The sequence below is a fragment of the Marinobacter sp. NSM genome, from assembly GCF_052380025.1.
Lineage (GTDB): Bacteria > Pseudomonadota > Gammaproteobacteria > Pseudomonadales > Oleiphilaceae > Marinobacter.
In genome coordinates this window covers 1-17991 of the sequence record NZ_JBQTCK010000014.1, presented here as the reverse complement: position 1 = coordinate 17991, position 17991 = coordinate 1, and the positions used below count along the sequence as shown (strand labels likewise).

The window sequence follows — 17991 nt, the reverse complement described above, 5'->3', positions numbered from 1 at the left end:
CGAGAGCAGCTGCTGTGTGAACGGGTTGGCGCTATTAACCAGTCTCGCAAGATATAACACTTGACCCGCCCAAAAGAAAATACAGTTTTCAAGCTTCCTGAACCGTACACCCACCCGGCACTTTAAAAAACGTTTGATTCATGCATGGACAATCAATTTTGACGATATTTTTAATGCACAACCCAATCAACAAGGTTAAGGGCAAGAGGAGTGCGGGAAAATGTTTGCTTTGATCAGTGGCAGCCCTGAGCCGAATACTCAAGGCCGCCACCGAGACTACAAAGACTCAGATCAAACCGCTTTGGCAGCAATGATCTTGTCGTGCCACTCGACCGGGCCGGTCTGGTGCACGGAGCTGCCGCGGGAATCCACCGCTACGGTTACCGGCATATCTTCCACTTCAAACTCGTAGATGGCTTCCATGCCCAGCTCTTCGAAGGCCACCACCTCGGCACCTTTGATCGCCTTGGACACCAGGTAAGCCGCGCCGCCCACCGCCATCAGGTATACCGCGCCGTGCTTCTTGATTGCGTCAATGGCGACCTGGCCACGCTCGGCCTTACCGATCATGCCGGTCAGGCCGGTTTTCTCCAGCATGGTGTCGGTGAACTTGTCCATACGGGTGGCCGTGGTGGGGCCAGCCGGGCCAACCACCTCTTCGCGCACCGGATCAACCGGGCCTACGTAATAGATGAAGCGGCCTTTCAGATCCACCGGCAGCTCTTCGCCACGTTCGATCATATCCACCATCTTCTTGTGGGCGGCGTCACGGCCAGTCAGCATTTTGCCAGACAGAAGAACGGTTTCACCGGGCTGCCAGTCTTTAACGTCTTCCGGAGTCACGGTGTCCAGGTTCACGCGGCGCAAGTTCTCGCCCACTTCCCAGGTGATTTCCGGCCAGTCGTCCAGGCTCGGCGGGGTCTGCAGGGAGGGACCGGAACCGTCCAAAACGAAATGCGCGTGGCGGGTGGCCGCACAGTTCGGAATGATCGCCACCGGCTTGTTGGCCGCGTGTGTCGGGAAATCCTTAACTTTCACATCCAGAACCGTGGTCAGACCACCCAGTCCCTGGGCGCCAATGCCCAGCTCGTTGACCTTTTCGAACAGCTCCAGGCGCAATTCTTCAGATCGGTTGGACGCGCCACGGGCCTGCAGGTCGTGAATATCGATCGGGTCCAGCAGGGCTTCTTTCGCCAGCTCCATCGCCTTCTCGGCAGTACCGCCAATACCGATACCCAGCATACCCGGCGGGCACCAGCCGGCACCCATCTGCGGCACCATCCTCAGCACCCAGTCCACCACTGAATCAGACGGATTCAGCATGGCAAACTTGGACTTGGCTTCAGAGCCGCCACCCTTGGCTGCCACGTGCACGTCTACCGTGTTACCCGGCACCATCTTGTAGTGAATGATGGCAGGCGTGTTGTCTTTGGTGTTCTGGCGCTTGCCGTCCGGATCTGCCAGCACGGAGGCACGAAGAACATTGTCCGGGTGGGTGTAAGCACGGCGCACGCCTTCGTTGATCACGTCATCCAGCGGCATGTCGCACTCGAACTTCACATCCATACCAATGTTCACGAACACAGTCACGATGCCGGTATCCTGACAGATCGGGCGATGGCCCTGGGCACACATACGGGAGTTAATCAGAATCTGGGCCATGGCATCCTTGGCGGCCTGGGACTCTTCGCGCTGATAGGCCTCATACACAGCCTGGATAAAATCCTTCGGGTGATAGTAGGAAATAAACTGCAGCGCATCGGCTACGCTTTCGATCAGGTCGTCCTGGCGGATAACAGTGGTCATAGTCGCCTCATCAGCTTTCTGATTATCGGAAGTGTGCGGAGCCAATTAGGTAGCCCCTGCTTATATAAGGAAGCGTGAGTTTACCAGAAATGAACTCGATAGGACTCGACAAACCCGCCAGTGCCCACTATTTTTCAGAAAGGCCACTCCGACTGTGCGGGGAGGGATTCCGAAAGCAGAATCACACTTTTGGCTGATCAACACTTGCCAGACTGTCGCTATAGTCAAAGCTACAGAAATTGGCTCAAGTGCTGGCTACAATTTCAGACAACGAACGAATTCATAAAAGCAGAACAGGCAAAAGCACGGAATTCAGGGGCCGACCGGTTCCGTCTACGCCGGATATAACGACACAACAACAGGAAAAGGTTCCACCCATGTTCAAGAAAACTCTAATAAGTCTTGCCGTGGCTTCTTCCCTTGGGTTGACTGGTTGCTTCGATAGCGCCGGCGATGGGGGTAATGCGAATCCGGATTATAAGATCAGTCAGGATAAAAACCGAGCTGACTTCCTTGCTCAATTTGAGGGCAAAACCTGGCCGGTGTTCGATCCGTTCCCGGCAGTGTCCGACCTGCCAATTCCGAATGATTTGATTTATGCAAACGTGGGTGACGGTTCTTTTGCGGTTGGCGACACACAGCCCCCCGTAACCACTGCACTGAACGGTCTTAGCGGTGCATCAACAGTTGCCCCCATCGACTTAAAGTTCAACCAGTCGATTGACGCTGAATCAGTTATTGGGCCTGACCTCGGGGCACTGGGCCGACTTCAAACGGGAACTTCATCGGATCCAGCCGCAGACGTTCAAGCAGTATTAGCGCAGAACGTATTTGTGATCGAGCTAGATTACGCCAGTGGGGACCCACTGCGAGGCCTTCGAGCAAGCGAAGTGCCGGACGGAGACCTATTCTTCGATTTCGAGGTTGAAGTAAAGCCACTTAGTGGCACCGATTACATCCGAATTTTGCCAACCAAGCCACTGGATCCTTACAAACGTTATGTGGTTGCACTTACCAAGGAAATTCTGGATAGCAATGGAGAGCCTATCGTAAGCTCACCCGCCTACACAGAGCTCAAAAGTGATTTAGTACTTGGCCCAAGTGTTGACGCCGTCCGCAATCTAATCCAGAACTTCTGGGAGCCCACCGCAAAGTCAGCAATTAGTGGCCTCAGATCGAATTTCGGCGGCGCCGAAATTGAGTTAGAAAATATCGCCTTAGCATATAGCTTTACGACGTCTAACGACAAAAAAGTCCTTCAGTACATAGCTAACCCAGCTCAATGGATCGAGGACCAGTTAAGACTGTCGGTAACCACTGGAGCTGCTAAGCGTGCGAGAGGGGCACACTTCCTCCTTCTCAACGAGAACAATGTTCCAAATGCCCCCTCACTCCCTGCCACTACGTGGGATATGAACGGTGACGGTGTAGTCTCGAAAACTGACTTCCAGCCATTCTATGACATTTATGCCGCCCAACTTCCGGGTATTTTGGCCTCTTTCGGCTTCTCTGAAATTGAAGATGCAGTGGCTCTCGCCTCGGGCGCGTTTGAGCCCAGCTCAATTAATCCAGCGCTCGGATCTTGTGATGCCGAGCCGTTTGTTGTGAGTGCCGAACCGGTTGTCACCGTGCCTGATAAGTTCCAATGTGCCGGGATTCTTCTGAAAGGTGGTCTGCAGGCTCAAGGAATTACATTTCCTGAACCAAAGGCGTCAGAACCCTCAATCGACTTCAGTTCAGCAATGCCAGCGCCAGCTGTCTCTGCCGTGCTGTCTAACATTCCAGGAGCAAGCAACGTTCTGGTTGCGCAGGGCTCAATCACTCTGCCTTACTTCTTAGGAGTGCCTAGCAGTCAGAGTGGCGCCGCGCTCAGAACCGAATTCTGGAAAGCGGATACGCAACTCGCTGCAGGCCTTAACGCTGCTTTCGAAGACGCAGGACTGGTCATTCCTCAAGGCACTGGCAAGTCAGAGGTGGTGAATGCCGTGTTCCCGTTCCCGAGAAAGAATGCGGACATTACCGTGCCAATGCTGGTCATGTATCCATCCGGAGCCGACCTGGAAAGCGCAGATTCACTCCCGGTGGTCATTTACCAGCATGGCATCACGACCGATCGCAGCGCAGCATTGACATTCGGTAGTGCGCTCGCAGCGAACGGTGTCGCAGTGGTTGCAATAGATCAACCCTTGCACGGTGTATCTCCGTTCTCTGTTAGCGATCAGCAAACGCTAGCCGCTAGCTTGCTGGCCGCAGCAGAATCTGGCACTGAGCTGCCTAGCGGAACCTGGAACAACGAAACGCTGATCAACGCCGTTGTACAAGGCGATGTCGACACATTGACCGGTGCTGGAATTCCGGCTCAGAATGCCAATATCCTCATTGGAACGGTTTCCCGAGCCGGCAGTACCATTCCTGGCCTTACCCCTGCATTTACCGGTCAAGGCATTGCGGCAGAGGGAGCGACAGAGCGACACTTTGGCTATGGCACTGACAATCTCAACAACATCATTAAGATGAGTTTTGATACGAGTGCCGCGGCAGGAGAGTCTGGAGACTTGTTCATAAACCTGACCAATTTCCTGGGCTCTCGGGATAACCTTCGCCAGGGATCTGTCGACTTGATGACTGTGCGTGCTTCTGTGGGCGCAATTGCACCGGCCTTCGATGCCTCCAACGTTTATTTCGTCGGTCATTCGCTAGGCACAATTAACGGCGGAGCTTTCGTTGCGTCCACCAATGCCTCAGGTCGTTCAGACCTTGAAATTCAGGCCGCCAACCTGCTGACCCCGGTGGGTGGCGTCGTTCGTATGCTGGAAAACTCACCAGTGTTCGGCCCAACCATCGTCGGCGGGCTATCCGCCCAGACCGGTTTGACGCAACAGGATGCTGGCCTGCAGACGTATTTTAACGTTCTTCAGCACGCGATAGACTCCGTTGACCCGGTCAACTTTGTTGCGGACCTTCAGAATTCTGTCATCTCTGAAGTGGACGGCGATACAACAACCATCAATGACGGCCGGGTAAACAATCTCAACGGCTCATTCCCCGGTGAAGTGGGCGGCCAGATTGTCATGGTGGATATGCAATCTTCAAAGGCGCCGCTCTCTGGCTCCACCCCGCTTAGTGAGCTGATTGGCGCGAATAGGGTTGCGAGCAGCGACACAGGCGGTGTTGATTTGCCGGCTTACGTCAAGTTCACCTCACTTGCCCAGCACAGCACGCCGGTGCTGCCGTCAGCGAAAAAAGATCAGAACGGTGACGACATTCCGGGATCCGCAGATCTTGCAAATGCAACCTTCAGCCAGATGGTTCTCCAAACTCTCAGTCTGATCGCAACAAACGGAGCTGTTGTCGCGGTGGACACAGGCGACACTGAGCGCCCTGATACTTCTATCTCAATAGTGGACCCAGACTGATAGCATAGCCGTTATGGCTTAGGCGAATACCCCGGCGAAAGCTGGGGTATTTTTTTGGGGATAACGAGACCATCGACTTATCTGAAGCTTAAGTTGATCCCGAGTTGCCGCTGCCCCACGCCATCCCCCCGATCCCTCTCAACCACCATCCCCCGCGCCTTAATCTGCGGATGCTCCGCCGCCTCCTCAATCGTCAAAACTGGCTCCACACACGCATCCACCTCCGCGAAAATCTCCCGCCACTCGGCAAAAGTCTTCGCCGCAATCTTATCCTTGATCGCCACCTTCAATGTGTTCTGATGCTCCGGGTTCTGGCTCAGTGCAAAGCTCTTCATCTCGCTAAGTCCCAATGTGTCGCACAACCTTGCGGAGAACTGCGGCTCCAGGCTGCCTACCGACAACCACCGGCCATCGCTGGTCTGGTAGTAATCGTAGAAGGTGCCACCATTAAGCATGCCGCCTTCGGGTTTCTGGGGTTGTCCGCCAGCCAGGGCGGCTGCGCCGGCCATGGCGTTGAGTGCGAAGGCGGCGTCGGTCATGCTGATGTCGATGAAGGCGCCCTGCCCGGTTTGCTGGCGCTGAATGACCGCAGCGAGAATGCCCATCACCGCGTGGTGAGAGCCGCCGGCCACGTCGGCAACCTGTATACCCATCGGTGGGGGGCCGCTGTCGGCGCGGCCGCAGTGGCTGGCAACGCCGGATATGGCCAGGTAGTTGATGTCGTGGCCGGCGCGGTCTTTGTAGGGACCGGTCTGGCCATAGCCGGTGATGGCACAGTAGATCAGATTCGGGTTAATGGCTTTGAGGGTTTCATAGCCAATGCCCAGCCGGTCCATCACGCCCGGGCGGAACTGCTCCACGACGATGTCGTAGTCTTTCACCAGTTCTTTTACCTTCTCCACGCTCTCGGACTGCTTCAGGTTAAGCTGGAGTGTCTGTTTACCACGGCTGAGATATGAAAAGGTGGTGCTGAATTTGCCATCAAACGGGGGCATCACCTTGGCCAGGTCTACCCTGTCCGGCGCTTCCACACGCAGCACTTCCGCGCCCATATCGGCAAGCATCATGGTGGCGTAGGGGCCGGGTAACAGGGTGCTGAAATCGAGTATTTTCAGGGCATTCAGTGGGCCTGCCATGGTCGTCTCCATTGGTTTATCTGAGGTATTGTGAGTACTGTGGCTCATGCTGCCGGGTTTTGCAGAGGGGGCCAACTGCCGGTTCCTTCATTCCCATTGGCAGAATCTTCCATCTTTCGCGAAATCAGATGGTTGCATTGTCTCGCCGGGCACTTATGATGAACATCGTTTCTATCAATGGCATCGGTTATGTCTACCCTTACGGTTTCTCGACATTTTGTTGAAGCATCCCTCTCCGGCGCTGTGCGCCTGGGTCTGGATAGCCGTGCTCTGTTGCAGGAGGCGGGTATTTCACCAGATTTGCTGCGCATTGAGATGGCGCGGGTAAACAGTGATCAATTCAGCCGGCTGATGCAGGTGATCTGGAACCGCACCGGCGATGAGTTTATGGGCATGGGCCCCCGCAAGGCCCGCACCGGCACGTTTGCCACCATGTGTGCCCTGGTGATTAATTGCCAGACGCTGGAGGAAGTCTACGAGCAGGCGTTCCGGTTCTCCCGCCTGTTTGAACCTATGGTGAGCATGGAGATGGAAGTAAACGAGGACAACGTCAGGCTGGTCACCCGTATCGAGGGTGAGATTGACGACCCCAGCTATTTCCTGCGGGAGAGCATTCTGGTGATCTGGCACCGCCTGGGCAGCTGGCTGATCGGCCAGCCGGTGGAGCTGGAAAAGGCGGAGTTCAACTATCCCCGCCCCGCACACGGCGACGAATACCGGCACATATTCCGATGCCCGCTGGTGTTCGAATCGGATTGTACCGCCCTCACCTTCAGCAAGCGCTTTCTCTCCGCCCCGGTGATCCGGGACAAGCCGGAGATGCGCCAGTTTCTGAAAACCTCGCCGGCAGATCTGTTATCCCGGCCGGACGAAAGCAACACCTGGACGGGCAGAATCCGGGGGCTGATTGGCCGGGATTTTTCCAAGCCCATGCCGGATTTTGACTGGATTGCTCAGGAGCTTCACACCAGCCCGCAAACCCTCAGGCGGCGGCTCAAGCAGGAGAATACGTCGTTCCAGGAGATCAAGGATCTGTTGCGGCGGGATATGGCCATTTACTATCTGAGCCATCAGGAGTTGCCGATCAACGATATTGCAGAGCGGGTGGGCTTTACGGAGCCTTCAACTTTTCACCGGGCCTTCAAAAAGTGGACCGGCGTCACCCCGGGCGCCTGGCGGGAGGGCGAACGGGGTGACCTGGCCGAATAACGGCCAGGGCCTGCCAACCGGTGCGTATCAGGAGCCGGAACTGCCCTGCTGCAGGTTGCGAATCAGCCGGCCCAGGGTCAGGGCAATCTCATTCACCTGGTTTCGGCTTTGAGCCAGCTGGAACAGCCGGGAGCCATCCCTCGGATCATAAATCCAGCAGGCGCCTACAGCGGGCTCACAGTCCCAGCGGGGCTGTGGATTTACGCCAAATACCGGCAGCGAAACGGACTTCCGGACGGTTGTGTCATCGGTGTTCCGGGTGATTTCCTGAATGTTCAGGTTACCGTTGGCAACGCTCACCCGGTACCGGATGTCTGCTGGTCGGTCCAACCGCACCAAGGTTTTGTCCCTACGCCAGCCGGCGGTTTCCAAGAGGGCATTGAGATGGATGGTCAACGCCTCCCGGTCTGAGTCGGCCAGGTACAGCTGTCGCAGGCTTTTCAGCTCCTGGCCGCCCGCTGGTTCGATGATGGCCACGGGCTCCTTGGCTTCGCCATTGCCGTTGGCCACCGCCCGTACGTTGGCGCGATTTTCTTTCTCAATATCGGTGATCAGCTTCAGTGACTGCTGGTAGTGCTGCCCATCCACTCCAGCCCTGCTCACATAAGCTTCCAGGGCCGCCCGTGCCTCGTTGAGGTGGCCGGCCTGCAACATTGCTCGGCCGCGGTAGTAGAAATAATCCGCCGGTTTTTCGGATTCCATCTTCTGCAGACGGTTCAGGTACTCGCTCGCCTCACCCCAGCGCTCTGCCGCAACGGCCTCTTCGGTGGCCAGCATCAGGCGACGGATCTCATGCTCCGGTGCCAACGACTGCCCGTGGGCAGAAACCGCTGCCAACGAGGCCACCATTGCCAGGCCTGCCATGAATGACCGTCCACCGGCCAGGCTTAAAATTCTGGGTGGCAACATACCGCTACTCCTGATTGTCATTTGTGCCTTCTTCCGCCACCTCGGGTGCGTCGCTACCTGCGTCTGTAGGCGCGCCAAACTCGGTATGCTTCGGCTCGCCGGAATCGGCACCTTCGTCATCCGCATCCACCTCGGCCTGCTCCATAATGGCCTTGGGCAGTTCCTTCTTTACCCGAACCCCAAGTTCCACAAACCGGTTGGCCTGGGAGATCAGATTACCACGGCCGCGAGTCAGCGTATTCATGGCGTTATCGTAGGTGCCCTGAGCCGTGTGCAGCTGGGCGCCCAAACGCTCCATAGCCTCCACAAACACCCGAAGTTTGTCGTAAACGGCGCCAGCCCGGTCGGCAATCCGCCGGGCATTCTGGCTTTGCCGCTCGTAACGCCAGATATTTTCAATCGTCCTGAGGGTCGCCAGCAAGGTGGTGGGAGTCACCACAATAATCTTTCGCTCGAAGGCTTCTGCGAACAGGTTCTCGTCTTGCTGGAATGCTGCCACAAAGGCCGGCTCGATTGGCATAAACAGCAGCACGAAATCCGGAGAATGCAGGCCATTAAGCTGGCTGTAGTCTTTCTCACTGAGGCTTCGGATATGGCTGCGCACCGCCTCTACGTGTTGCTTGAGTGCTTCGTCACGGGCGCTGTCTTCCTCGGCCACTACCCACTGCTGGTAAGCCAGCAGTGACACTTTCGAGTCTATCACCAGGTTGCGTTGGTCCGGCAGGTGTACGATGACATCGGGGCGCAGTAACTGGTTGTCTTCGTCCCGGTAGCTGCCCTGGGTTTCGTATTCCACGCCTTTACGCAAGCCTGAGCGTTCCAACACTCGCTCAAGAATCAATTCCCCCCAGTTACCCTGTACTTTCTTGTCACCTTTGAGGGCGCGAGTCAGGTTGGCGGCTTCCTCGGTAATCTGGCGGTTCAGATCCTGCAGCGATTTGATTTCGCTTCGCAGGGCCTGGCGGTCCCGGGTTTCGGTGGTGTATACATCCTCAACCCGTTTTCGGAAGTCCTGGAGCTGGTCCCGGAAGGGGTTGAGCAGGGAATCCAGGCTGGTCTTCGACTGCTGACTGAAGCGCTCGCTTTTCTGGTCAAAGATGCGGTTGGCCAGGTTCTCAAACTCCTGTTTGAGAGCGTCCCGGTTTTTCTCAAGCAGCTCCGTTTTTTCCGCTGCCGAGCGGCGCTCTTTGTCCAGGGTCACCTGTTGCTCCCGGAGCTCCACTTTCAGCTGGTTGAACTCATCGCTCAGGCTCTCAGCCCGCAGCCGGAGATCCCGGTTCTCCTGCTCCAACTGGCTTAACCGGTCCCGGCGACTGGCCAACTCCGAATCTGCAGAGGCCAATCGGTTCTCCAGACCGGTGGCTTTCTGGCGCCAGGTCTCGAGACTGTTATCCCGCTCCAGCAGGGTTTGCCGCTGCTGCTCTATCTGCTGTTCCAGATGGCTTACCTCTTGATGGTGCAAGGCCTGAGCCTGATCCGATTCTCGCAACCGGGCATTCTGATCAGCCAGTTCCTGTGCCTTCAGATCCAGCGCAGCACGAACTTTGCGCACCGTCAAAGCGGCCCAGACCAGGCCAGCAAACAAGGCGACGCACGCCACCACAAGTGTGATAATCCAGCCGGCCAGCCATTCGGGGCGTAGCTCCATAAGATTGGTCAGGGTATCGACCACAGCGTGAAACTCCTTTCGTAGCGTGTTAACACCAAAGATTTTCGATGGTTAGCATTAACGAACCAGTCTACCCCAAGCGCGGAACCTTTTGCCCGTTAAACCCTCATTACCTGTACTGATCTCAGTTCCACCCTCGACTGATCGGCATTTCCGGCAAGTGACGGAATCCGGTTCTTTACGGCTAGCGTAAATTGCTCTAAAAGGAACAAAAGGATCTCTCAACGGCGCAGGGTTCCGAACATTGAACGCGCCAAGGCAGGACCAGCACATGCTCAAGGCACTGTGGAGAAAACTGGGAGTAGATACCGTGCCGGCAACAGGCGCGGGATGCATTGATGACGAATTTTGCACCTCAGATGAGCACTTGGGGCGCGAATCGGTACGGGTTTTGCCGCACATCACCCACACCGGCGAATTTCACCTTGAGCGTCTAACCCAACTTCTCAACTCTCGCTATGGCCAGTCAGTGCCCACAAATGAACAAAGCGCTGTGAGCGATCAGGCGCTGAAAGACATTGTAGGCTTTGCCTCCCGCATCCAGGATCAGGATATTCAGCGCGAACTGTTGTTGTTCTATCTGAATTGCTCCCCGGTGATCCAGGAATTTCTCCGCTCTGAAACCGCCCTCGGCCAGGAACAGTTGATTTCACTCTGAGTCGATTTCCAAGGTCTTAACCAACTGTAAAGTATTCACACAGGTCGCGTGTAGTATACTTTGCCGCCTGATTCAGAAACACATTCACAGGCTGCATTCATAATCGGTCATAGAAACCGCTTCCGCAGCCAGCTCAGGGGAAATCAATGGGTTACAGGTTCTTCCAGCCTCGGCGCTTCCTGATGTTCGTAATTCCAACCATGGCACTTGTGATCACCGGCTGCTCGGCAGATCGTTACTTCATGGTCCCCAAACATAACATGGAAGACCTGAGAACATCGGTACAAACCCAGAGAGCCACGCAGGTGACGATGGAAAACAACGCCACCGTGCGGCATGAGCAACTCCTCCACAAAAGCGACGCTGCCACACAAACCATTCTCGATGCCATCGCCACCCAGGTTGAAAGGCCCGTTTGCCCGCCGGCCGCAGCACCGGTTTGCCCTGCAGTTGCGGAGAACCAGGGGCGCGCCGACAGGCTCAAAGGCAAAGTGATTGTGGGGGAAATAGAGAAGTTTTACCTGGCCGGCCCTGGGCACATCTACACCGCACGCATTGACAGTGGCGCAGAGACATCCTCGATTCACGCACGTAACGTCAAACGCTTCGAGCGGGATGGCAGCAACTGGGTACGCTTTGAGGTACCTTTGCCCGGTGCAGACGGCGAATGGGTAACCATGGAGCGGGAGATATCGCGCCGTGTTCGGGTCATTCAGGCCAGTGCCGAAGAAGCCGAACGGCGCGTGGTGGTGGAGCTCCAGTTTGCCATCGGCGACCACCAGCAAGTGGCCGAGTTTACCCTGGCCGACAGGACTAACCTGACCTACGAGGTACTGATTGGCCGGAACGTTTTGCGGGATGTCATGCTCATTGACGTGGGTAAGGAATACGCCACGGAACTTCCTGACTCCTACCGCAGGCAAGCCGTTAACGGAGATGACTCATGACCGTCCGCTCCAGAGCGCCGTTTTACGCATTTGTTCTGCTGCTGATCGCCGCCGGCGTATCCATTGCCACCTGGCGACACATCGAGCTTGGCGTACCCTGGATGACGGGCGAGCAACGGCCGGTCTGGATGATCGAGGCGCGGGTTGATTTTGTTGGTCAGGATGAAGCCGCACAGATCAGTTTGCACGTTCCCGAGCAACCGCCGGGGTTCAGCATCCTCACCGAACAGGCAGCGTCCCCCGGCTATGGTTTCTCCATTATCGAAACCTCTGGCAGCCGGCGCGCCGAGTGGACCAAGCGGGATGTCTCCGGCCCCCAGACACTCTATTTCAAAGCCCAGTTCGTGCCTGATGACAGTGCCGGAGAATCAGCGCGTTCACGAAAACCGAGACCAACTCCCACCTTTTGGGAAGAACCCCAGGCTACCGCAGTTCGCGAAGTACTACGCCAGGCTAACGAACGCTCCAGCTCTCCGGAAAGCCTGACACGGGAGCTAATCCGGCTGTTGCAACCTGACAGCCGAACCCAGAACACCACCCTATTGGTCGCTGACGACAACTACCTGCAAATGCTGGTTCGAATGCTGAATCATGCCGGCATCCCAGCCCGCACCGCCGACGCACTCAAACTGGAAGATGCCCGCCGCCGCCAGCAATTGATGCAGTTCCTGCAGATACATAACGGTGACCGCTGGCTCACCTTTGACCCAAGAACCGCCGAACAGGGGGTGCCGGAAAATCTGCTGTTGTGGCGCCAGGGGGCGGAGTCGCTGCTTGATGTGGTGGGCGGCGACAACTCCCAGGTGAGCTTCTCCATGCTCCGGCAGACAGTGCCAGCACTTCAGCTGGCCACCCTGGAAGCCAACAAGAATGGCCTCGGGGTACTGGGGTTCTACCAACTCCCGATCGAAGAGCAAAGCATGTTCCGGATGCTGCTGTTACTGCCCATCGGGGCTCTGATCGTAGCCTTTATGCGGATTGTCATCGGGGTTCGCACCTCCGGCACATTCATGCCCGTGCTGATTGCCGTGGCATTTGTGCAGACCACTCTGGTCCCGGGACTGATTGCGTTTCTGTCGGTCGTGTCTATCGGATTGCTACTGCGGGGCTATCTCTCCAGTCTCAACCTGCTTCTGGTATCGAGGATATCGGCACTGATCATCCTGGTGATATTCATCACTGCCGGACTTAGCATTATCGGCTACCAGATGGGCTTCAATACCGGCATGACAGTCACTTTCTTCCCGATGGTGATCATTGCCTGGACCATTGAGAGGATGTCCATCCTCTGGGAAGAGGAAGGTGCCCGCGAAGTTATGGTACAAGGCAGCGGCAGCCTGTTTGTCGCTATTTGTGCCTATCTGGCCATGAACACGTCGCTGGCCGGGCACCTGACATTCAACTTCCCGGAACTGCATCTGGTGGTCCTGGGATTGATCCTGCTGATGGGGCAGTACACCGGTTACAAACTCAGCGAATTAAGGCGCTTTACCCCGATGAAGGCCTACGACTGATATGGACTGGATTTCCCCCAGAAAACTCAGAAAGCTTGGCATCCTGAACATGAACCGGCGAAATGTGGACTACATTTCCCGGTACAATGAACGGGCTGCCTACCCCCTGGTTGATAATAAGCTGAAAACCAAACTTGCTGTCAGCGAGTACGGCGTCAAAACTCCGGAGTTGTTGCAGGTAGTTCGCCAGCAACACGAAATCTCCCATTTCCGAGAGATAGCCGAGGGGCTCGCTGGCTTCGCCATCAAGCCTGCCAAGGGCTCCGGTGGCAAAGGCATCACCGTAATCACCGGGCGGGATGGCGATGACTACGTCAAGGCCTCTGGCGCCCGCATTTCCGTGGCTATGCTCGAACGCCATCTGACCAACATCCTGGCCGGCCTTTATTCCCTGGCAGGAACGCCAGACGTCGCCATTGTGGAAGACCTGGTACAGTCCACCCCCTCCCTCGCCAGGTATTCCTTCCAGGGCGTTCCGGATATCCGCATCATTATCTTTCAGGGTTATCCGGTGATGGCCATGTTGCGGCTGGCCACCAAGGATTCCGATGGCAAAGCCAACCTGCATCAGGGGGCCGTTGGTGTTGGCCTGGACGTAGGCACTGGCCGCAGCCTCAACGCGGTTCAGTTCAATCGTCCAATTACCCTGCACCCAGACACTGGCCTGGCATTGGAAAACATCCAGATTGAAAGCTGGGAAGACATGCTGGAAATGGCCTCCCGATGCTATGAAGCCACCGGGCTGGGCTATATGGGCGTAGACCTGGTGGTCGACACGCAGAAAGGCCCCCTGCTGCTAGAGCTCAACGCACGTCCTGGCCTGGCCATACAGATGGCTAACGGGGAGGGACTGGTACCCAGGCTGAGAAACATCGAGGCCCTTAAGCGCCCCCATTTCAGCCCCAGGGAGCGTGTTCAGTACGCGATGGGAGCTTTCGGGAAATTCTGACCGATGGCAGGCCACAAAAAAACCGGAGCTCAAGGCTCCGGTTTTTTTGTGGCCGTGAGGGCTGCCCTGTCAGAGCAGCTCACCGCGTTGCAACAACAGTTTTCGTTCGTGTGTCAGGCCCTTCAACAGGCCCCATGTCATGATCAGCAGCACGACAGTAAACGGCAGGCCGGCACTGATGGCCACCGCCTGAATGGCCCCCAGGGCATCGTCACCGCCACCAAAAATCAAGGCGGCGGCAATCGCACCCTCCATCACCACCCAGAATACACGCTGAGCCGTCGGTGCATCAGTTTTGCCACCGGCAGTAATGCTGTCGATAACCAGTGAGCCGGAATCCGAGGATGTCACGAAGAACACCAGAACCAGAATGATGCCCACGAAGGAAATGATGCCAGTCAGCGGCAGGTTGGCGAACATCTGGAAAGTGGCCAGCGAGACTTCTGTCAGGCCGTCCTCTGCCAAAGCGCCCATGCCCTGCTGGATCTGCTCCAGGGCTGAGCCACCAAAGCCGCTCATCCACACAGTGGTAATCAGGGTCGGGATGATCAGTACTGCAGTCACGAATTCACGCACTGTGCGGCCTTTGGACACGCGGGCGATAAACATCCCGACGAACGGTGACCAGGAAATCCACCAGGCCCAATAGAATACGGTCCAGCCTTGCAGCCAGGCCTGGTCATCGCGACCAAACGGGTTACTCAGGGGCACCACGTTCGCAACGTAGGTGGACGAGGTAATCCAGATGGTTTCCACAATGGCCAGCGTCGGGCCCGCAAAGATCACGAAGAACAGCAGCACGCCCGCGGTGACCATATTGATATTACTGAGCACCTTGACGCCGCCGTCCAGACCGCGAAGTACCGAAATCAGTGCCAAGGCCGTTACACCAACGATGATAGCCATCTGCACATTAATGCCGGAGCCCATGCCAAACAGGTAGTCGAGCCCAGAAGCCGCCTGTTGCGCACCGAAGCCAAGAGAGGTCGCCAAACCAAAGATGGTCGCTACAACCGCCAGCACATCGATGATATGACCGGGCCAACCCCAGACTTTATCCTTCAGGAGTGGGAAAAAGGCCGAGCGAATCGTCAATGGCATGTTCTTGTTGAAGGCGAAAAATGCCAGCGATAAGGCAACCACCGCATAGATAGCCCATGGATGCAGGCCCCAGTGGTAAAGGGTCGCGCCCATAGCCATGTCACGGGCTTCGGCCGAGTTCGCCTCAACATTGAATGGCGTCTCGTACCAGCCTGTATAGTAAGCAACCGGCTCCGCCACAGCCCAAAACATCAAGCCGATGCCCATGCCAGCAGCGAACAGCATGGCGAACCATGACAGGGTCGAGAACTCAGGTTTTGCGTCCTGTCCGCCTAGCCGTATTTTGCCCACGGGCATGAAGATCAGGGCCAGGCTAACCACCACAAAGATGTTGGCACTGATCAGGAAGAACCAGTCAAAGGACCCGATAATGTCCCACTTCATGCCGTCCAACGTTTCCTTGGCGGCTGTCGGGAACATCAGGGTTGCTATGACAAACAGCACAACAATGACTGATGTGACTGGGAATACCCAGTTATGGAGGTCCAGTCCAAACGGTCTTATGTTGTCCTGGCCTGCGACGTAATCCGTCTGATATTCGTCTTTCACTACCTCGCCCACGTTGGCGCCTCCTGGTCTGGTGTGACGATTGAATATTCGTTCGGGTTCATTAGCTGTGAATCTATCTTCATAGATTACAAGCCAGTCATCTTATTATTTTGAGCTCAAAACATCAAAAGTTGATATGTGTCATTACTGCATATTCAAGCATAGACCAGATTTCAGGAGCGAAAGTACAACCGAACATCTATCTGAACCCCTCCGCATTGAAAACCGTAAGATATACTCTAGCCCGAGCCAATTGGGCCTGACCCATACCGACCACAGAGGTATCCATGGCGAAAACCACCACCTTCCCGCTGCGCTACTCGGCCTATGTAATCAGCATCGCCGGTCTGATCATTTCCTTACCGATCACTCTGTGGGCAGGCGCTGGATACGTTATTCCATTGATTTTCGCTGGATTGGCCTCCCTGGGAACCTGGGATTTGCTCCAGAGAAGCCATACGGTAAGTCGCAACTATCCGATCATGGCGAACTTTCGCTACCTGTTTGAATCCGTGGGGCCGGAGATCCGGCAGTACTTCATCCAGTCAGACACCGAAGAACGGCCATTCTCCCGGGAACAACGCACCATTGTTTATCAACGGGCCAAGAACGTACTCGACAAGAGACCGTTTGGCTCACAACTTGGCATGTATGAGGAGGGGTTCGAATGGATGAACCATTCCCTTACACCAAGCAAGCTTAGCTCCAGCGACTTCCGTATTGTGATCGGCAAGAACTGCGATAAGCCCTACAGCGCCAGCGTGTTCAACATTTCAGCCATGAGTTTTGGCTCGCTGTCTGCCAACGCCATTCTCAGCCTGAATTCCGGTGCGCGCAAAGGCGGGTTCTACCATGACACCGGCGAGGGCTCTGTCTCTCGTTACCACAGGAAGCCAGGCGGCGACCTGGTTTGGGAAATTGGTTCCGGCTATTTCGGCTGCCGACATCCCGACGGCAGCTTTAACCCGGATATGTTCCGGGAAAATGCCTGCATTGGTCAGGTTAAAATGATAGAGGTCAAACTATCTCAGGGCGCAAAACCCGGCCACGGCGGCATTCTGCCCGGTGAAAAAGTGACTCAGGAAATTGCCGAAGCCCGGGGCGTTCAGGTGGGCGAAGACTGCGTATCCCCAGCCAGTCACTCGGCATTTTCCAACCCGGTGGAACTTCTGGAATTTCTGGAACAGCTACGGGAGCTCTCGGGCGGCAAGCCGGTCGGCTTCAAGCTGGCCATTGGTCATCCCTGGGAATGGTTTGCTATTGTTAAAGCCATGCTGGCAACCGGCAAGAAGCCCGACTTTATTGTAGTAGACGGCGGCGAAGGGGGAACCGGCGCAGCACCCCTGGAATTCATCAACCGGCTGGGCATGCCCATGACCGAAGCCCTGCTGCTGGTGCACAACACCCTGGTGGGCACAAACCTTCGGGAAGACATCGCCATTGGCGCCGCCGGAAAGATCACCTCGGCCTTTAACATCGCCCGTACGCTGGCTCTCGGCGCAGACTGGTGCAACGCTGCTCGCGGTTATATGTTTGCCCTGGGCTGCATCCAGGCCCTGAACTGTCACACGGGGCGCTGCCCCAGCGGCATCGCCACACAGGACCCACGCCGGGGTAACAAACTCGATGTGCCGCTGAAAAGTGAGCGGGTATACAACTACCACAAGAACACGCTGGATGCGCTCCAGAACCTGTTGGAAGCCTCGGGCCTGAAACACCCCTCGGAACTGGGGCCCGAACACATTGTTCGGCGTGTTTCCAAAACCGAAATCCACAGTTACCTGGACTTGTTTCCGTTTCTGGAGCCGGGCGCCCTGCTGGAAGGCAAAACCGGCCTGACGGTATTCGACAAATACTGGGACGATGCCCGGCCAGACACCTTTGAGCCGCCGGAATTCATCCTGAAGCTGAGGGAAACCAAACTGAGGTAATCCATCGAAGAAAATCGCCCGCTCCCTGTTTATTTTTACCGTGGGCTGGTGTAGACTTCGCTCCCGTTAAGCCACTGAGATAAACCTCTTTTCTTGGTGGGCAGCAGTTTACGGGGCGTAGCGCAGCTTGGTAGCGCACTTGCATGGGGTGCAAGGGGTCGTAGGTTCAAATCCTACCGTCCCGACCAGAATTCCCC

The 17991-nt window shown here is 56.2% G+C and carries 12 protein-coding genes and 1 tRNA gene; 8 read left to right on the top strand and 5 right to left on the bottom strand.

The window, feature by feature from the left end; all coding sequences use genetic code 11:
- Positions 1 to 291: 291 nt before the first annotated feature.
- Positions 292 to 1806: a fumarate hydratase gene (locus tag ACTZWX_RS17545; RefSeq protein ID WP_444715020.1), complete on the bottom strand. Its 1515-nt coding sequence runs from the start codon at positions 1804 to 1806 to the stop codon at positions 292 to 294.
- A 377-nt stretch (positions 1807 to 2183) separates the two neighbouring features.
- Here ACTZWX_RS17545 and ACTZWX_RS17540 point away from each other — a divergent pair, with 377 nt between their 5' ends.
- Entirely contained in the window at positions 2184 to 5222 is a 3039-nt protein-coding gene (locus ACTZWX_RS17540) for a hypothetical protein (RefSeq protein ID WP_444715019.1), read from the top strand.
- Positions 5223 to 5299: 77 nt separating this feature from the next.
- Here ACTZWX_RS17540 and ACTZWX_RS17535 read toward each other — a convergent pair whose 3' ends face one another.
- The gene (locus tag ACTZWX_RS17535; RefSeq protein ID WP_444715018.1) at positions 5300 to 6358 is read right to left on the bottom strand and encodes a CaiB/BaiF CoA transferase family protein; all 1059 of its coding nucleotides are present in this window, start codon (positions 6356 to 6358) and stop codon (positions 5300 to 5302) included.
- A 189-nt stretch (positions 6359 to 6547) separates the two neighbouring features.
- Between ACTZWX_RS17535 and ACTZWX_RS17530 the strand changes: the two genes are divergently transcribed.
- Complete coding sequence (locus ACTZWX_RS17530; protein WP_444715017.1) at positions 6548 to 7567, top strand: AraC family transcriptional regulator; 1020 nt, start codon at positions 6548 to 6550, stop codon at positions 7565 to 7567.
- A 27-nt stretch (positions 7568 to 7594) separates the two neighbouring features.
- Here ACTZWX_RS17530 and ACTZWX_RS17525 read toward each other — a convergent pair whose 3' ends face one another.
- Both ACTZWX_RS17525 and ACTZWX_RS17520 read right to left on the bottom strand, forming a co-directional pair.
- On the bottom strand, positions 7595 to 8431 hold the full coding sequence (locus tag ACTZWX_RS17525; RefSeq protein WP_444715029.1) for a hypothetical protein: 837 nt from the start codon (positions 8429 to 8431) through the stop codon (positions 7595 to 7597).
- 49 nt (positions 8432 to 8480) lie between these two features.
- Entirely contained in the window at positions 8481 to 10124 is a 1644-nt protein-coding gene (locus ACTZWX_RS17520; RefSeq protein WP_444715028.1) for a DNA recombination protein RmuC, read from the bottom strand.
- Between the two features lie 292 nt (positions 10125 to 10416).
- Here ACTZWX_RS17520 and ACTZWX_RS17515 point away from each other — a divergent pair, with 292 nt between their 5' ends.
- The 4 genes from ACTZWX_RS17515 (at position 10417) to ACTZWX_RS17500 (ending at position 14213) form a co-directional block, all read left to right on the top strand.
- Entirely contained in the window at positions 10417 to 10803 is a 387-nt protein-coding gene (locus tag ACTZWX_RS17515) for a hypothetical protein (protein ID WP_444715016.1), read from the top strand.
- A gap of 146 nt (positions 10804 to 10949) precedes the next feature.
- On the top strand, positions 10950 to 11750 hold the full coding sequence (locus ACTZWX_RS17510) for an ATP-dependent zinc protease family protein (protein ID WP_444715015.1): 801 nt from the start codon (positions 10950 to 10952) through the stop codon (positions 11748 to 11750).
- On the top strand, positions 11747 to 13264 hold the full coding sequence (locus tag ACTZWX_RS17505; RefSeq protein WP_444715014.1) for an inactive transglutaminase family protein: 1518 nt from the start codon (positions 11747 to 11749) through the stop codon (positions 13262 to 13264). The genes ACTZWX_RS17510 and ACTZWX_RS17505 overlap by 4 nt, the downstream gene beginning before the upstream one ends.
- A 1-nt stretch (position 13265) precedes the next feature.
- A complete protein-coding gene (locus ACTZWX_RS17500) occupies positions 13266 to 14213 on the top strand; it encodes an alpha-L-glutamate ligase-like protein (protein ID WP_444715013.1) in 948 nt (315 codons plus the stop codon).
- A gap of 69 nt (positions 14214 to 14282) precedes the next feature.
- On the opposite strand, the gene ACTZWX_RS17495 is transcribed toward ACTZWX_RS17500, so the two are convergent.
- Positions 14283 to 15875: a BCCT family transporter gene (locus ACTZWX_RS17495; protein ID WP_444715012.1), complete on the bottom strand. Its 1593-nt coding sequence runs from the start codon at positions 15873 to 15875 to the stop codon at positions 14283 to 14285.
- A 275-nt stretch (positions 15876 to 16150) separates the two neighbouring features.
- On the opposite strand from ACTZWX_RS17495, the gene ACTZWX_RS17490 reads away from it, so the two are divergent.
- On the top strand, positions 16151 to 17794 hold the full coding sequence (locus ACTZWX_RS17490) for an FMN-binding glutamate synthase family protein (protein WP_444715011.1): 1644 nt from the start codon (positions 16151 to 16153) through the stop codon (positions 17792 to 17794).
- Between the two features lie 111 nt (positions 17795 to 17905).
- Positions 17906 to 17982 (top strand) — tRNA-Pro (locus ACTZWX_RS17485).
- The last annotated feature ends 9 nt before the right edge of the window (positions 17983 to 17991 follow it).

Excerpts from the sequence above, each read along its gene's own strand:
- ACTZWX_RS17545 (WP_444715020.1), bottom strand. The coding sequence starts at position 1,806 with ATGACCACTGTTATCCGCCAGGACGACCTGATCGAAAGCGTAGCCGAT.
- ACTZWX_RS17540 (WP_444715019.1), top strand. The coding sequence starts at position 2,184 with ATGTTCAAGAAAACTCTAATAAGTCTTGCCGTGGCTTCTTCCCTTGGG.
- ACTZWX_RS17535 (WP_444715018.1), bottom strand. The coding sequence starts at position 6,358 with ATGGCAGGCCCACTGAATGCCCTGAAAATACTCGATTTCAGCACCCTG.
- ACTZWX_RS17530 (WP_444715017.1), top strand. The coding sequence starts at position 6,548 with ATGTCTACCCTTACGGTTTCTCGACATTTTGTTGAAGCATCCCTCTCC.
- ACTZWX_RS17525 (WP_444715029.1), bottom strand. The coding sequence starts at position 8,431 with ATGGCAGGCCTGGCAATGGTGGCCTCGTTGGCAGCGGTTTCTGCCCAC.
- ACTZWX_RS17520 (WP_444715028.1), bottom strand. The coding sequence starts at position 10,124 with ATGGAGCTACGCCCCGAATGGCTGGCCGGCTGGATTATCACACTTGTG.
- ACTZWX_RS17515 (WP_444715016.1), top strand. The coding sequence starts at position 10,417 with ATGCTCAAGGCACTGTGGAGAAAACTGGGAGTAGATACCGTGCCGGCA.
- ACTZWX_RS17510 (WP_444715015.1), top strand. The coding sequence starts at position 10,950 with ATGGGTTACAGGTTCTTCCAGCCTCGGCGCTTCCTGATGTTCGTAATT.
- ACTZWX_RS17505 (WP_444715014.1), top strand. The coding sequence starts at position 11,747 with ATGACCGTCCGCTCCAGAGCGCCGTTTTACGCATTTGTTCTGCTGCTG.
- ACTZWX_RS17500 (WP_444715013.1), top strand. The coding sequence starts at position 13,266 with ATGGACTGGATTTCCCCCAGAAAACTCAGAAAGCTTGGCATCCTGAAC.
- ACTZWX_RS17490 (WP_444715011.1), top strand. The coding sequence starts at position 16,151 with ATGGCGAAAACCACCACCTTCCCGCTGCGCTACTCGGCCTATGTAATC.